Here is a 13,716-nt window from a genome sequence, read left to right on the forward strand (position 1 = left end):
CAAATTTATAAATACAAGAAGGGCGCTAATTATAGCGCCCTTTCTTTATAATATCATCTTACCAGATTTTAACTCGTTTTTCTGGTTCAACATACATTTTATCTCCTTTTTTGATTCCGAATGCCTGATAAAAAACATCCACATTCTGAATAGGAACAATTGCTCTGTACATTCCAGGCGAATGCGGATCTGTTTTTACCTGATTCTTAATAGCTTCGTCTCTTGATTTTGTTCTCCAAACCGTAGCCCATGAAATAAAGAAACGCTGTTCCGGAGTAAATCCGTCAATTAAACCCGGATTTCCATTTTCTTTCAGGTATAATTGCAAACCATCATAAGCAGCATTCACTCCACCCAAATCACCAATATTTTCGCCTAGAGTAAATTTACCATCAACGTGAATTCCCGGTAACGGTTCCAAGGCACTGTATTGATTAGCAAGAGCAGTTCCTAATTCTGTAAACTGTTTTAAATCGTCAGCCGTCCACCAGTCAACAAGATTTCCATCTGCGTTATAACGTGCGCCCGAATCATCAAAACCATGTGAGATTTCATGCCCGATAACAGCACCAATTCCACCATAATTTACTGCCTCATCAGCCTGGTAATTATAGAAAGGCGGTTGCAAAATAGCTGCAGGAAACACAATCTCGTTGTATGATGGATTGTAATAAGCATTTACGGTTTGTGGAGACATTCCCCACTCCGTTTTATCAACCGGTTTTCCTAATTTGGCAACACTTTCCTGATAACTCCATTTTAATGCATTTTTTATATTTTCAAAATAGGTTCCTCCTTCACTAACATTTTTTATTTCTAATGCTGAATAGTCTTTCCATTTATCAGGATAACCAATCTTAATCGTGATTTTATTTAATTTTTGAATTGCTTTTTCTTTGGTTTCCTTAGACATCCATGGCAATGCGTTGATACGATTTTGATAAGCCAAAATCACATTCTGAATCATTTTTTGTGCTTTCTCTTTTGCTTCAGCCGGAAATAATTTCTCAACATACAATTTTCCTAAAGCTTCACCGGTAGTCTGATTGATTACTTGTAACGCCAGTTCTTCTCTCGGACGTTGCTTTAATGCTCCTGTTAATGTTTTTCCGTAGAAATCAAAATTTGCATTTTCAATTTCTGTCGTTAAAGTTGATGTAGATTTATTTAATGCACACCATTTTAGATATTCTTTCCAGTCTGCTACTTTTTTGTCTGTGAAAGTTTTTTCCAAAGCTGCCATATAACGTGGCTGCTGCACATTTACTGTATCGAGTTTTGCCATTCCAATTCCGGCAAAATATTTATCCCATTGAATCGAAGGTGTAGTTTTCTTTAAATCAGCAATAGCAGTTGGGTTGTATTGTTTTCTGCGGTCTCTGCGCTCCACACGATCCAGTCTTGGGGCAGACATTTCAGTTTCAAGAGCCAAAATTTGTTTTGCACTTTCTTTTGCCTTTGCAGGAGATTCTCCAATAAACTGCATCATTCGGGCAATATGAAGTTCATATTTTTCACGTTTTTCTTTAGAGTCTTTATCATCAGAATTGTAATAATCCTTATCTGATAATCCCAAACGTCCCGGACTAATATTTACAGCATAAACATTACTGTTTTTTGCATTTGCTCCAATGTAAATACTAAAGAAACCAATTCCTCCCTGAGGTTCCATTTCAATTAAGAAATTTTGCAGATCCGCAACGTTTTTAATAGCATCTATTTTCTTTAAATAAGGCTGAAGCGGCGTAACTCCTCTTTTATTTCTGCCAACTGTATCAAGAATCGTATTGTATAAAGCAACCGCTTTTCCCTGATCTGTATTTGATTTGTATTTAGGGTTTTTGGAAGCTTCTTTTAAAATCGCCAATGAATTATCATCTGTTCGTTGACGCAATTCATTAAAACTTCCCCAGGAAGTTCGATCACTCGGAATTTCGGTTTTATCTAACCAGGTTCCGTTTACGTAACGAAAAAAGTCTTCTCCCGGACTAATTTTAGTATTCATGTATGAAACATTAATTCCAGGTTCTGTGGTATTTGTCTTTTGAGCCTTAACAACTGTTAATGATAACATTGCCGAAAAAGCACAAAATAATGGTTTGCTAAGTTGCTTATTCATTTTTGTGTATGTTTTTAGTCTATCTACAAACATATTGCTATTATTTCAAACTTTATGTTAAAATTAGGCGATAATCTATCGTAAGTTTTTTAATGCAAATAATTCATCTGTTTGAACGAATAAATTCATGAATAAATCTTTTCAATTTGAGGTTTAATTGAAATTGTTTTTGGAATATTTGCCTGAAGAATTAATCAAAATGAAAGCAAAAATTCAAAATGCATTTTCGGGAAAAATTGAAGCCATCGGACTTCCGATTCTGGCGGTATGCTGGGTGAGTTTCTTTTGGGGAACAACTTGGCTTGCCTCAAAAGAAGGTGTTAAACATATGCCGGGTTTGCAGCTTGCTACTATTCGTCAGTTTTTAGGCGGGATTTTATACATCGTTTATTTTATCCTGAAAAAAGAACCATGGCCAAAAGGCAAACAATGGCGCACAATTCTGGTTTTGGCAATTTTGAATTTTGCTTTAAGCAATGGATTAAGTACCTGGGGTGTAAAATATATAAGCAGTGGATTAGGCGCCATTATAAGCGCAATATTCCCAATTTGGATTATCGTGATTAACTTTTTTCATGGTGAAAGAATTGCAAAATTGGCCATAACGGGAATTTTAATTTGCTTTGGAGGAATTTGTATTATTTTTATCGATCATCTGGGAGACTTCTTTAAGGCAGATTTTCAATTCGGGATTATCTTAACTATTGCTTCTACAATAACATGGGCTTTTGGGATTTTACATACTAAGAAAAAAGCGGCAAGTTTTAATCCGTATTTTAGTTTGGGGTTGCAAATGTTTATTTCGAGTATTATACTTTTGGTTATTACAGAAGCTTCGGGAACTAATATTCCTTTGAGTGAAATTCCATCAGAATCGTGGTTTGCAATTGGCTATTTGGTTGTTATTGGTTCGGTTTTAACTTTTATTGCTTTTATATATTCGCTGCAGCATCTTCCAACAGAAATTAGCAGTATTTATGTTTACATCAATCCAATTGTGGCGATGGTTTTAGGCGCTATTATTTTCGGCGAAAGCCTAACTTCTGCCATTGCAGTAGGGGTTGTTGTTACTTTAATCGGACTGTATCTAGTTAATAAATCTATCAGAAAAACTAAAGTAAAATGAATCGCCACGAATTCACGAATTAAATTTATAATCTAAAATAACATTCGCGAATTCGTGACCAACTATACAGCTGTTAAAAAGAGTTATAATTACAGTTTTTAAAAAGTGCTTTTTGTATTTTTGCGGCAAATTATTTTTATGAAATCGTTTCTTTATAAATACCGCAAATTCTTTATTGTTTTAATTCTTTTTTCGGTTGTCACTATATCCTTATTTTATTCGGCTTTAAAGCCACAAAAAACTTTACCAATTTACAATCCGGCCGATGTAAATCCGGAATTGGTTGATAGCACTGTACAGTACAAAAGCAAATACCATACAATTGCTGATTTTTCTTTTGTGAATCAAAACGGCGATACAATTACTCAGAAAAATTACGAGGGAAAAATTTATGTTGCTGATTTCTTCTTTACAACCTGCGGATCTATTTGTCCAAAAATGACAACGAATCTTGAAGAAGTTCAAAAAGCGGTTTTAAATAATCCGAAAGTGATGTTATTGTCGCATACCGTTTTCCCGGAAGTTGACAGTATTCCGGTTTTAAAAGAATATGCTATTAAACATCATGTTGTAGACAGTAAGTGGAATTTGGTTACCGGCGATAAAAAAGATATTTATACAATGGCCCGAAAATCGTATCTGGCTGTAAAATTGGGCAGACCAGATCAGCTTTATGATATGGTGCATACAGAGAATTTTGTTTTGGTAGATCAAAAACGTCGTGTTCGCGGATTTTATGACGGAACAAACAAAGAAGAAATGAAACGTCTTTTGGAAGACATTGATTTCTTGTGTAAAGAGTAAAATCCCTTATTTTTAGAAAGATTTAGCATATTCAAAAGTGTTAAATGCCTTGCAATAAAGAATTATTGTCTACTTTTGTAATCTAAATTCAATCTAAATAAGCTTGCAAAATACAATACATACTCTGAAAAAAGGCGAGAAAGCCATTATCAAAGATTTTGATATCGATCTTATTCCTCTAAAATTATTAGAAATGGGTTGTTTGCCGGGCAACTTAGTCGAATTACTTCAAATTGCTCCTTTTGGAGATCCTTTATATCTTGACATTAATGGCTCGCATGTTGCGATTCGTGTTGAAACTGCTCGTGAAATTGAAGTTGAACTTATCAAAACCAATTTATAATGAGCATTCAAAATATTAATGTTGCCCTTATCGGAAATCCTAACACGGGAAAAACTTCTGTTTTCAATCAGCTTACCGGTTTAAATCAACAAGTTGGAAATTATCCCGGAATTACGGTTGAGAAAAAAATTGGTTTCTGCAAATTACCTCACAACATAAAAGCCAATATTCTGGATTTGCCCGGAACGTATAGTTTGAATGCCAGCTCAATGGATGAAAGTGTTGTAATTGAACTTTTGCTAAACAAAAATGATAAATTATATCCGGATGTAGCGGTTGTGGTGACAGATGTTGAAAATCTGAAACGAAACTTACTGATTTACACCCAAATTAAAGACCTTGAGATTCCGACGATTTTAGTCATTAATATGTCTGATCGTATGGAAAGAAAAGGAATTACTTTAGATATTCCGTATCTGGAAGAAAAACTAAAAACTAAAATTGCTCTTGTAAGTTCGCGCAAAGGTTTAGGAATTGACAATTTAAAAGAATTAATTGTTTCCTATAAAACCATTCCGCACGAAGCTTGTTTAAATGCATCGGTTATTGATCCTGAGTATTTTCAAAAATTACAGCATGCTTTTCCCAATCAGCTTATTTACAAATTATGGCTGGTTATTACACAGGATGTGAATTTTTCGAATTTAGACAGAAATGAAATTCGAAGCACTTTTACCAAATCAAATTCAGAATTAAAACGTTTACAGCAAAAAGAAACCATCAAAAGATATCAGTTTATTAATGATGTTTTAAAAGAAGGTTTAAAAGTCGATGCTTCGATGGCAAAAGACTTTAGAGCAAAACTGGATCGTGTACTAACCCATAAATTTTGGGGTTATTTTATTTTCCTTGCTATTTTATTTATCATATTCCAATCCATTTTTAGCTGGTCAACGATTCCTATGGATTTTATCGACAGCACTTTTGCTTCATTAAGCAGTTGGGTTGCTGCAGAATTACCAAGCGGGATTTTAACCGATTTACTTTCGCAGGGAATAATTCCGGGAATTGGCGGTGTTATTATTTTCATTCCGCAAATTGCGTTTTTGTTTCTGTTTATTTCAATTTTGGAAGAAAGCGGATATATGAGCCGCGTGGTTTTCCTGATGGATAAGATCATGCGTAAATTTGGACTATCGGGAAAAAGTGTTGTTCCGTTAATTTCTGGAACGGCATGTGCGATTCCGGCAATTATGGCTACCAGAAATATTGAAAACTGGAAAGAACGCCTTATTACGATCTTGGTAACGCCATTCACGACTTGTTCTGCCAGATTACCAGTTTACGCGATTATTATTTCACTTGTAATTCCTAATGAACGTGTTTTGGGAATTTTGAATATGCAGGGATTATCGTTGATGTTATTGTACTTACTTGGATTTGGAACAGCAATTCTATCGGCTTATATTTTAAATAAAGTTTTAAAATTAGATAGTAAAACATATTTCGTTGTTGAAATGCCTAGTTATAAATTACCTCTTTTCAAGAACGTTGGAATTAATGTTGTCGAAAAAACCAAAGCTTTTATTGTTGGTGCGGGTAAAATCATTCTTGCGATATCTGTTATTTTATGGTTTTTGGCTTCATACGGTCCCGGAAAAGATTTTAACGAGGCTGAAACTATCGTAAAAGAAAGATTTGTAAATAAGCCTTTAAATGAAGTTGAATTCGAAAATGAAGTTGCTTCTCAAAAATTAGAGAATTCTTATATCGGAATTATGGGTAAAGCAATCGAACCGGCAATTTCTCCTTTGGGTTACGATTGGAAAATCGGAATTGCAATTATCAGTTCGTTTGCGGCTCGTGAAGTATTTGTGGGAACATTAGCTACGATTTATAGTGTTGGAGACAGTGATAATGAAACCACTATAAAAAGCAAAATGCAAAAAGAAGTCAATCCTCAAACAGGAGAAAAGATTTTCAATTTTGCTTCCGGAATTTCATTATTGCTATTTTACGCTTTTGCTATGCAATGTGCCAGTACGCTTGCGGTGACAAAAAAAGAAACCAATTCATGGAAATGGCCTGCAATGCAGCTTGTTTTAATGAGTGGTCTGGCTTACTTTGTTGCGCTTTTGGCGTATCAACTTTTAAAATAAACTGCCATGATACAGGAAATTATCGCTTTTGTAATATTATTTATTGCCGTTGCTTTCTTAGTTAAAAAGTTCTTTTGGAAATCTAAAAAGAAAAAAGACTGTGGTGACGGAAATTGTGGCTGCTCTTAGAAAAAGGTTCTAAGCTGCTAAGACACTAAGTTTCTAAGCTTTCCTCTTATGGCTAAAATTGCAAAAAAAACTTGCCTTTTTTTGATACAATAAAGTCCTTAACTCACTTTTTATCAACTCAATATCTTTTAATTTTGACAGATTAATTCAAATTTTAAAGAAATGACAGATTTTGATAAAAGTGAGATTATTAGAGACAATAGAGTTACACGCTTATTGTGGTTTACAATAGGTTTTATTTGCGCAGTTGCGGTTTCGTATTTTATTATGAAACATCAATAACAACAAAAACTAAAACTCAATACTGGGATTGAATACTAAAAATTACTTCACTCCTTCCCACTCCGCATAAAATTGTGCCAGGAAAGATTCCATAAAACGATGTCTTTCTGTGGCAATTTGTTTTCCGGTTTCGGTATTCATTTTACTGGATAACAACAAAAGCTTTTCGTAGAAATGATTTATAGTTGGAGCATTATTCTTTTTGTACTCTTCTTTGGTCATATTGGTTACCGGCGCAATTTCGGGGTCATATAAAGTCCTGTTCTTAAATCCTCCGTAATTGAAAGCCCTGGCAACTCCAATTGCACCAATTGCATCCAAACGATCTGCATCCTGAACAATGTCTAATTCTATCGAAGAGAATTTCTTTTCGAAATTTCCGCCTTTATACGAGATATTTTCAATGATGTTTACCACATGCTGGATAATCTCTTCACATACATTTTCAGATTCTAAAAATAAACGTGCTGTTCTTGGCCCAATGGTTTCATCTCCGTTATGAAATTTACTATCTGCAATATCGTGAAGCAAAGCTCCTAATTGCACTACCACTAAATCACACTTGGTATCTTTTGCAATTAAAAGTGCATTTTTGTAGACGCGTTCGATATGAAACCAGTCGTGTCCTCCTTCGGCATCATTTAGTTTTTCTTTTACAAATGCAATTGTTTTGTTTATTAGATCTGGGTTATTCATAGTTGTTTTTGTATTGTGGATGGCACGCGGATGACGCGGATTTAAGCGGATTGTCGCTGATTTTATTTTATTGTTTTATTTAAATAAAAAAATGTTGATTGTCAAAGCTCTAAAACTTCAACAATCAACAATATATTTTAAATGTCAATTGCAATATCAAAAATCAATTACAATTTGAAATCTAAATTCTAAAATCTACAATCTCGCCGGTTCTACCCATTTAAAGATGTGTGATTCCTGTGGAATTACTAATCTTTCTGAGATTCTTGCCATACGAGCCGGTAATTTCATTAAGTAATCACGTGCTTTTTCGGCTTCATCTGTTAAACCGGTCATTTTATCAATTTCCCACTTATCCATTAATTTCTGCATGATATCTACATAATCGCTTGCAGTATACACCCCAATACGTTGTGCAGAATCAGAGAATTGTTCAAAAGCTGAACTTATTTTTTGACCTGATTCTCTTAAAAAGTGCGCCGGCATAACGATTTTTTGTTTCATCATATATTGAAACGCCAACATCATTTCGCTAGGATCTACTGCAAAAATACGGGTAACGAATTCGCTATACGCATGATGATGACGCATTTCGTCACCTGCAATCATTTTACACATTTTAGACAATTTATTATCACCAAATTTCTTCGCCATTTGAGCTACTCTATTGTGTGATACATAAGTTGCTAATTCCTGGAAACTAGTGTATACAAAGTTTTTGTATGGGTCAGATCCAGTTCCAATATCAAAACCGTCGTTGATTAAATGCTGCGTTGTCATTTCGATTTCACGCATATTTACACGACCGGACAAATACAAGTATTTATTTAATAAATCACCGTGGCGGTTTTCTTCTCCGGTCCATTGTCTAATCCATTTAGACCAACCGTTCCCACCGTTTTCTATCTGATTTATTCCCTCTACATCCATCAACCACGATTCGTATGTTGGCAAAGCTTCTTCGGTAATGGTATCACCCACAAGCGTAACCCAGAAATCATATGGCAATTCTTTGGCAATTTCACGTAATTCTCTAACCTCCTCAAAGAAATTATCTCCTTCAGAATTAGGCAGAAAATCTGACGGCTGCCAAATTTTTTCTACTGGAATTAAATACTGTTCAACGAAGCTATCCACGTTTTTTTCCAAAAACTGCATAACTTCTAATCTAATGTTTTTTATAGACATTACTAATTTAAGATTGGGATTTAAGTTTTAGTTTACTAAAAACGAAAATCTATTTATACTCATTTACTCCTTCTACTACTGCTTTTTCGGTCAAAGCCATTAACTCTGTAAAATCATAATCTTTTACAGCCAATGCTTTATGAACGGTAAAGGTAAGATGATTTCCTAAACCTACCGGAAAAAGACCATATTTTACCATTTTCCATGAATTATTAATACTCACCGGAACAATATATGCTGATGGTGCATATTTACATAATATTTTTAAACCATTTTGGGCAAATTCTTTAGGCTTTCCGGTTTTACTTCGGGTACCTTCGGGAAATATTACTGCAGATCTTTTGTGTTTTTCAATATATTCAGACAAGCCTTTGATTACAGGAATCGCTTGTTTAGGGTCTTTACGGTCAATTAGCACAGATCCTCCGTGGCGTAAATTGTATGATACGCTCGGAATTCCTTTACCTAACTCCTTCTTACTTACAAATTTACAATGAAAACGTCTAAAATACCAAATCATTGTAATAATATCATACATACTTTGATGATTTGAAACAAAAATCAAAGGTACTCCGGTTGGAATTGTTTCCCTATTTTCAATTTTATAAGTTGTTCCTACCAAATTGGTGCATCTTAAAAGCCAGAAATTTAAGTAATCAACGCTTTTTTTGTGCGCCTGATACCCAAAAACATTTAAGCAGAACCATTGTATTGGATGAAAGACCAATAAAACCGAACTGAATAACAAATAGTAAATTACGGATATGGGATACGAAATTATTTTTTGCATGCTCTCAAAATTAATGCCCAAAAGTAATAAATAAATTTTTAGCGGTATAAAAATTGAAAACAATAAACAACTCTAAGAAAATCAAATGCTGTAAAACATTAGCATAAAAAGAAAATAATGTAAATTTGACAGATAATTACTTATCCTTCTTGTTATGAAAAGTAAAATTGCCCGATATATTCTAAAACATCATAAAGAGCAAAAAGATTTTAATGAAACAGAAATTTTAATTAAATCTGCTTCAAAGGGGTCAAATTTTGCCATTAGGGAATCAAAAGCATTAGGATTATCTATAAAATATATCTCTGGAAGAAAAATTATTGAAAAACTTCCGAATGGAGAAATCAAAGTTATTAGAGAAATTCAAGACAAACCTTTAATTCAAAAAGGATTAAAAAAAGGAATGGTTCTATGCAGAAAATAAAAAAAAGACTTCGCGTATTTGCCGGTCCTAACGGATCGGGAAAAAGCACTCTTTTTGAAGAGTTTTCAAGAAACTACAATGCCGGTCATTTTATTAACGCAGACTATCTTGAAAAAATCCTTGCAACAAAAGGATTAATAGACTTAGATTCTTTTAATATAAGAGCTACAAATGAAGAATTAAATCACTTTTACTCAAAAGATAGTTCAATTAGTCTTATTCAGAAATCCGAAGAAAAAGGTTTTAAAATAAATTTAGAGATAAAGGAGAACTTTATTGTTTCACATTCTAAAAACTCAAACAGTTACGAAGGATCTTTAATTTCTTCTTTCTTAAGAGATAAACTTATTGAAAACAATCAAAGTTTTTGTTTTGAAACAGTAATGAGTCATTCTTCTAAACTCAACGATATTAAAAACGCAAAAACTTTGGGCTATGCCACATATCTTTACTTTGTGTGCATTGACGATCCGGAAGTAAATATTTCACGAGTTGAAAACAGAGTTAAAAAAGGAGGCCACGACGTTGATAAAGAAACAATTAAAAACAGATATTCCAGAACTCTGACCAATTTATTCCCTGCAATTGAAATCTCTGACAAAACCTATTTATTCGATAATTCAGGAGAAAAACTCACATTAATTGCAGAAATCTACAATGCTAAGTCGCTAAAACTTTATGTCGATGAGGTTGATTTTCCAAATTGGTTTAAAGAAAATGTATTAAATCATTTTGTTTAGTACTGACTATTGTACCTTTGCACAAAAAAATTGCACTTCTTTTCTGAATTAAATGAACTTTACTTACCCAAAAAACGAACGTTTAAAAAGCAAAACAACTATTGGATTACTATTTTCTGAAGGAAAATCGGTTTCTAAATATCCGTTGCGTTTGGTTTACCGTCAAGCGGAAGCTGGTTCTGAAGAAAAAATTAAAATTGGAGTTTCGGTTTCTAAAAAATATTTAAAAAAAGCCGTGGATCGCAATTACTTCAAACGTGTTTTGAGAGAAACCTACCGACTGAACAAACATTTGCTTTGGGATAATCTGGAACAACCTTATTCTTTCATGTTTTTCTATCAGACAAAAGATCGTTTATCTTACGAAGAAATCAATACCAAAACAATTCAGTTGTTTGAGAAATTTCTCTTACAGATCAAAAAAACTCCTGATTCTGAAACTAAAACTGAAATCTAGATCTCAAATAGCAACTTTATTTATCAATTTCGACTAAAAATTATAAAAAAATTGTAGTTTTAGCTCTTAATTGAAAATTTATGAGATATATTTTCTGCTTATTATTTTTTGTTACTCTCGCCAGCTGTAGTCCCGAAACTAAGAATGAAGTTGCTTCTGATCACATTTCTGCCATTACAGTTTCTGGTCCACTAGAACCAAAACCCGTAGGCGAACTTGTTATTCCTCAAAAAATAATCAAACAAGGTTATCTTAAATTTGAAACTAGCGATTTAGAGGAGACTTATAATCAGATTCAAAACGCGATTAAGGAAAATAAAGGAAATATTCAAAGTGATTCTCAGCAAAAGAATTACAACAACATAAGCAGAAATATTATAGTCCGTGTTCCAAGTCAAAATTTCGATGCATTTTTACAAGCTATATCAAAAGGAGTTTCTTATTTTGATGAAAAAAATATCTCTTCTGAAAATGTCACAGCACAATACATTGACTTAAATTCAAGACTAAACACCAAACGAAAACTTGAAGCACGTTACTTAGAAATTTTAAAAAAAGCCAATAAAATAAGTGAGATCTTAGAAATTGAGCAAAAAATTTCGACCATTCGTGAAGAAATTGAAGCCAAAGAAGGACAGTTAAAATATTTGGAAAGCCGTGTTTCAGAAAGCACAATCTCAATTGATTTTTACAAAACAATAGCCCAAAAAGAAAGCATAAAAGTTTCATACGGGTCAAAAATCTGGAGTGCCATTAAAAGTGGATTTTTCAGTTTGTCAGAATTTTTGATTTCAATAATTAGTATTTGGCCATTTATTATCCTATTCGTTGTTCTGGTTTATTTTATCAGAAAACGATTTAAAAGAAAAAAAGCATAAATCATGTATCCTTATCTTAAAAAGAAGTTCGTTATACCAGCCGTTGCCGCAGGATTTTTATTTATTGGAACTAGTTTCAAAGACGATTTTTTTGAAATAGCCAAACAAATAGAAATTTTTACCACTTTATTTAAAGCCGTAAACACTAATTATGTAGACGAGACTAATCCGGGTGATTTAATGGACAAAGCCATTAAAAGCATGTTGGGAAGTTTAGATCCGTACACGGTTTATTTTAATGAACAGGATGTGGTCAATTTCAAAATCAACAATACGGGAGAATATACCGGAATTGGTGCTATGATCGCCAGAAAGAAAGATCGTTTGATTGTTCGCGAACCTTATAAAAATTATCCCGCAGACAAAGCAGGATTAAAAGCCGGTGATGAAATTATTCAGATTGGTGATGTTTTAATTGCTGATTTTAAAGATGATGCTTCGCAATTATTGAAAGGAACCAAAAACACAAAGATTACGATAAAATACCTTCGTCAGGGAAAAACATTTACAACAGAGTTGGTTTTGGATGAAGTTGATATTAAGTCTGTTCCGTTTTACGGAAAAATAGATGATAAAACAGGTTATATCGTTTTGGCACATTTTAGCAGAAAAGCTGCTGTCGAAGTAAAAGACGCTCTTGAAAAGCTAAAAGCTGACGGAGCAAAACAAATAGTATTAGATTTAAGAGGAAATCCGGGTGGTTTACTAAACGAGGCTATTGATATCTGTAATTTATTTGTTCCGAAGAATGAAGTAATCGTAACGACGAAATCAAGAATTGAAAAGCATAACAATACGTATAAAACTCAAAATCAACCAATAGACACCGAAATTCCTTTGGCAATTTTGGTAAACGGCAGAAGCGCATCGGCATCAGAAATTGTTTCGGGTGCTTTACAGGATTTAGATCGCGCCGTAGTTTTAGGAAGCCGTAGTTTTGGTAAAGGTTTAGTGCAGCGTTCTGTAGATTTAACGTACGGAACACAGCTTAAAGTAACTATATCGCGTTATTATACACCATCGGGCAGATGTATTCAGGCTTTGGATTATGCGCATAAGGATAAAAATGGCGTTGCCTTAAAAACGGATGCGAAAAACTTCAATGCTTTTAAAACCCGAAAAGGAAGAACTGTTTATGATGGCGGCGGTGTTTTGCCTGATATCGAATTGGATGAGGCAAAAATGAGCCCTATTACAACTGCTTTATTGAAGAATGACGGAATCTTTGATTACGCTACCAGTTATTACTATAAAAATCCAAATTTGGGCGATAAAATCCCTGTTCTTACTGATGCGGATTACGCCAGCTTTAAGCAATATCTAAAAACAAACAAGATTACTTTTGATACTGAAACAGAAGTTGCTTTGAAAAATACTTTGGCTGCAGCCAAAAACGAAAAAATAGACGAAACGATCGCACCGGAATATCAGCAGTTATTAAACGCCTTAGAGAAAAGTGAAACTACCTTATTGGATAAAAACCAGAAAGAAATTAAAAACCTAATTCAGGAAGAGCTTATTAAGAGATACCAATATCAGGAAGGTTTATATCAATTTTACATTAAAAACAATTCAGAAATTAAGAAAGCGGTGAGCGTTTTAAATAATCAAACTGAGTATAAAACCATTTTAAAAATGTAA

14 protein-coding genes are annotated in these 13,716 nt (G+C 33.6%); 10 read left to right on the plus strand and 4 right to left on the minus strand.

Annotated elements, in window-relative coordinates; translation table 11 throughout:
- Positions 1-58: 58 nt before the first annotated feature.
- Complete coding sequence (locus tag AC4FQ3_RS19170) at positions 59-2,119, minus strand: M13 family metallopeptidase (RefSeq protein ID WP_491182907.1); 2,061 nt, start codon at positions 2,117-2,119, stop codon at positions 59-61.
- A 199-nt stretch (positions 2,120-2,318) separates the two neighbouring features.
- Between AC4FQ3_RS19170 and AC4FQ3_RS19175 the strand changes: the two genes are divergently transcribed.
- The 5 genes from AC4FQ3_RS19175 to AC4FQ3_RS19195 all read left to right on the plus strand — a co-directional run bounded on the left by AC4FQ3_RS19175 (position 2,319) and on the right by AC4FQ3_RS19195 (position 6,620).
- Positions 2,319-3,245, plus strand: coding sequence for a DMT family transporter (locus AC4FQ3_RS19175; protein WP_491182908.1), 927 nt, complete (start codon positions 2,319-2,321; stop codon positions 3,243-3,245).
- Between the two features lie 138 nt (positions 3,246-3,383).
- Entirely contained in the window at positions 3,384-4,049 is a 666-nt protein-coding gene (locus AC4FQ3_RS19180) for an SCO family protein (protein WP_491182909.1), read from the plus strand.
- A 103-nt stretch (positions 4,050-4,152) separates the two neighbouring features.
- Positions 4,153-4,392, plus strand: coding sequence for a FeoA family protein (locus tag AC4FQ3_RS19185; protein WP_017495803.1), 240 nt, complete (start codon positions 4,153-4,155; stop codon positions 4,390-4,392).
- On the plus strand, positions 4,392-6,491 hold the full coding sequence (gene feoB, locus AC4FQ3_RS19190; RefSeq protein ID WP_491182910.1) for a ferrous iron transport protein B: 2,100 nt from the start codon (positions 4,392-4,394) through the stop codon (positions 6,489-6,491). The genes AC4FQ3_RS19185 and feoB overlap by 1 nt, the downstream gene beginning before the upstream one ends.
- Before the next feature lie 6 nt (positions 6,492-6,497).
- Positions 6,498-6,620, plus strand: coding sequence for a FeoB-associated Cys-rich membrane protein (locus AC4FQ3_RS19195; protein ID WP_073394401.1), 123 nt, complete (start codon positions 6,498-6,500; stop codon positions 6,618-6,620).
- Between the two features lie 324 nt (positions 6,621-6,944).
- Here the strand turns inward: AC4FQ3_RS19195 and AC4FQ3_RS19200 are convergent, their stop codons facing one another.
- The 3 genes from AC4FQ3_RS19200 to AC4FQ3_RS19210 all read right to left on the minus strand — a co-directional run bounded on the left by AC4FQ3_RS19200 (position 6,945) and on the right by AC4FQ3_RS19210 (position 9,576).
- Entirely contained in the window at positions 6,945-7,598 is a 654-nt protein-coding gene (locus AC4FQ3_RS19200; RefSeq protein WP_491182911.1) for an HD domain-containing protein, read from the minus strand.
- A gap of 195 nt (positions 7,599-7,793) precedes the next feature.
- On the minus strand, positions 7,794-8,786 hold the full coding sequence (locus tag AC4FQ3_RS19205; RefSeq protein WP_073394403.1) for an acyl-ACP desaturase: 993 nt from the start codon (positions 8,784-8,786) through the stop codon (positions 7,794-7,796).
- Positions 8,787-8,835: 49 nt separating this feature from the next.
- Positions 8,836-9,576: a lysophospholipid acyltransferase family protein gene (locus AC4FQ3_RS19210; protein ID WP_491182912.1), complete on the minus strand. Its 741-nt coding sequence runs from the start codon at positions 9,574-9,576 to the stop codon at positions 8,836-8,838.
- A 154-nt stretch (positions 9,577-9,730) separates the two neighbouring features.
- On the opposite strand from AC4FQ3_RS19210, the gene AC4FQ3_RS19215 reads away from it, so the two are divergent.
- The 5 genes from AC4FQ3_RS19215 to AC4FQ3_RS19235 all read left to right on the plus strand — a co-directional run bounded on the left by AC4FQ3_RS19215 (position 9,731) and on the right by AC4FQ3_RS19235 (position 13,716).
- Positions 9,731-10,000 (plus strand): hypothetical protein, encoded by a 270-nt coding sequence (locus tag AC4FQ3_RS19215; RefSeq protein ID WP_491182913.1) that lies wholly within the window; start codon positions 9,731-9,733, stop codon positions 9,998-10,000.
- Positions 9,988-10,740, plus strand: coding sequence for an ATPase (locus AC4FQ3_RS19220; protein WP_491182914.1), 753 nt, complete (start codon positions 9,988-9,990; stop codon positions 10,738-10,740). The genes AC4FQ3_RS19215 and AC4FQ3_RS19220 overlap by 13 nt, the downstream gene beginning before the upstream one ends.
- 52 nt (positions 10,741-10,792) lie before the next feature.
- On the plus strand, positions 10,793-11,197 hold the full coding sequence (rnpA, locus tag AC4FQ3_RS19225; protein WP_491182915.1) for a ribonuclease P protein component: 405 nt from the start codon (positions 10,793-10,795) through the stop codon (positions 11,195-11,197).
- A gap of 80 nt (positions 11,198-11,277) precedes the next feature.
- Positions 11,278-12,075 (plus strand): DUF4349 domain-containing protein, encoded by a 798-nt coding sequence (locus AC4FQ3_RS19230; RefSeq protein ID WP_491182916.1) that lies wholly within the window; start codon positions 11,278-11,280, stop codon positions 12,073-12,075.
- Positions 12,076-12,078: 3 nt separating this feature from the next.
- The gene (locus AC4FQ3_RS19235) at positions 12,079-13,716 is read left to right on the plus strand and encodes a S41 family peptidase (protein WP_042563619.1); all 1,638 of its coding nucleotides are present in this window, start codon (positions 12,079-12,081) and stop codon (positions 13,714-13,716) included.

The organism is Flavobacterium sp. AK-345 (assembly GCF_058310175.1).

Bases quoted from the DNA above. Each gene is read 5' to 3' on its own strand.
- AC4FQ3_RS19170 (WP_491182907.1), bottom strand. From the start codon at position 2,119: ATGAATAAGCAACTTAGCAAACCATTATTTTGTGCTTTTTCGGCAATG.
- AC4FQ3_RS19175 (WP_491182908.1), top strand. From the start codon at position 2,319: ATGAAAGCAAAAATTCAAAATGCATTTTCGGGAAAAATTGAAGCCATC.
- AC4FQ3_RS19180 (WP_491182909.1), top strand. From the start codon at position 3,384: ATGAAATCGTTTCTTTATAAATACCGCAAATTCTTTATTGTTTTAATT.
- feoB (WP_491182910.1), top strand. From the start codon at position 4,392: ATGAGCATTCAAAATATTAATGTTGCCCTTATCGGAAATCCTAACACG.
- AC4FQ3_RS19195 (WP_073394401.1), top strand. From the start codon at position 6,498: ATGATACAGGAAATTATCGCTTTTGTAATATTATTTATTGCCGTTGCT.
- AC4FQ3_RS19200 (WP_491182911.1), bottom strand. From the start codon at position 7,598: ATGAATAACCCAGATCTAATAAACAAAACAATTGCATTTGTAAAAGAA.
- AC4FQ3_RS19205 (WP_073394403.1), bottom strand. From the start codon at position 8,786: ATGTCTATAAAAAACATTAGATTAGAAGTTATGCAGTTTTTGGAAAAA.
- AC4FQ3_RS19210 (WP_491182912.1), bottom strand. From the start codon at position 9,576: ATGCAAAAAATAATTTCGTATCCCATATCCGTAATTTACTATTTGTTA.
- AC4FQ3_RS19215 (WP_491182913.1), top strand. From the start codon at position 9,731: ATGAAAAGTAAAATTGCCCGATATATTCTAAAACATCATAAAGAGCAA.
- AC4FQ3_RS19220 (WP_491182914.1), top strand. From the start codon at position 9,988: ATGCAGAAAATAAAAAAAAGACTTCGCGTATTTGCCGGTCCTAACGGA.
- rnpA (WP_491182915.1), top strand. From the start codon at position 10,793: ATGAACTTTACTTACCCAAAAAACGAACGTTTAAAAAGCAAAACAACT.
- AC4FQ3_RS19230 (WP_491182916.1), top strand. From the start codon at position 11,278: ATGAGATATATTTTCTGCTTATTATTTTTTGTTACTCTCGCCAGCTGT.
- AC4FQ3_RS19235 (WP_042563619.1), top strand. From the start codon at position 12,079: ATGTATCCTTATCTTAAAAAGAAGTTCGTTATACCAGCCGTTGCCGCA.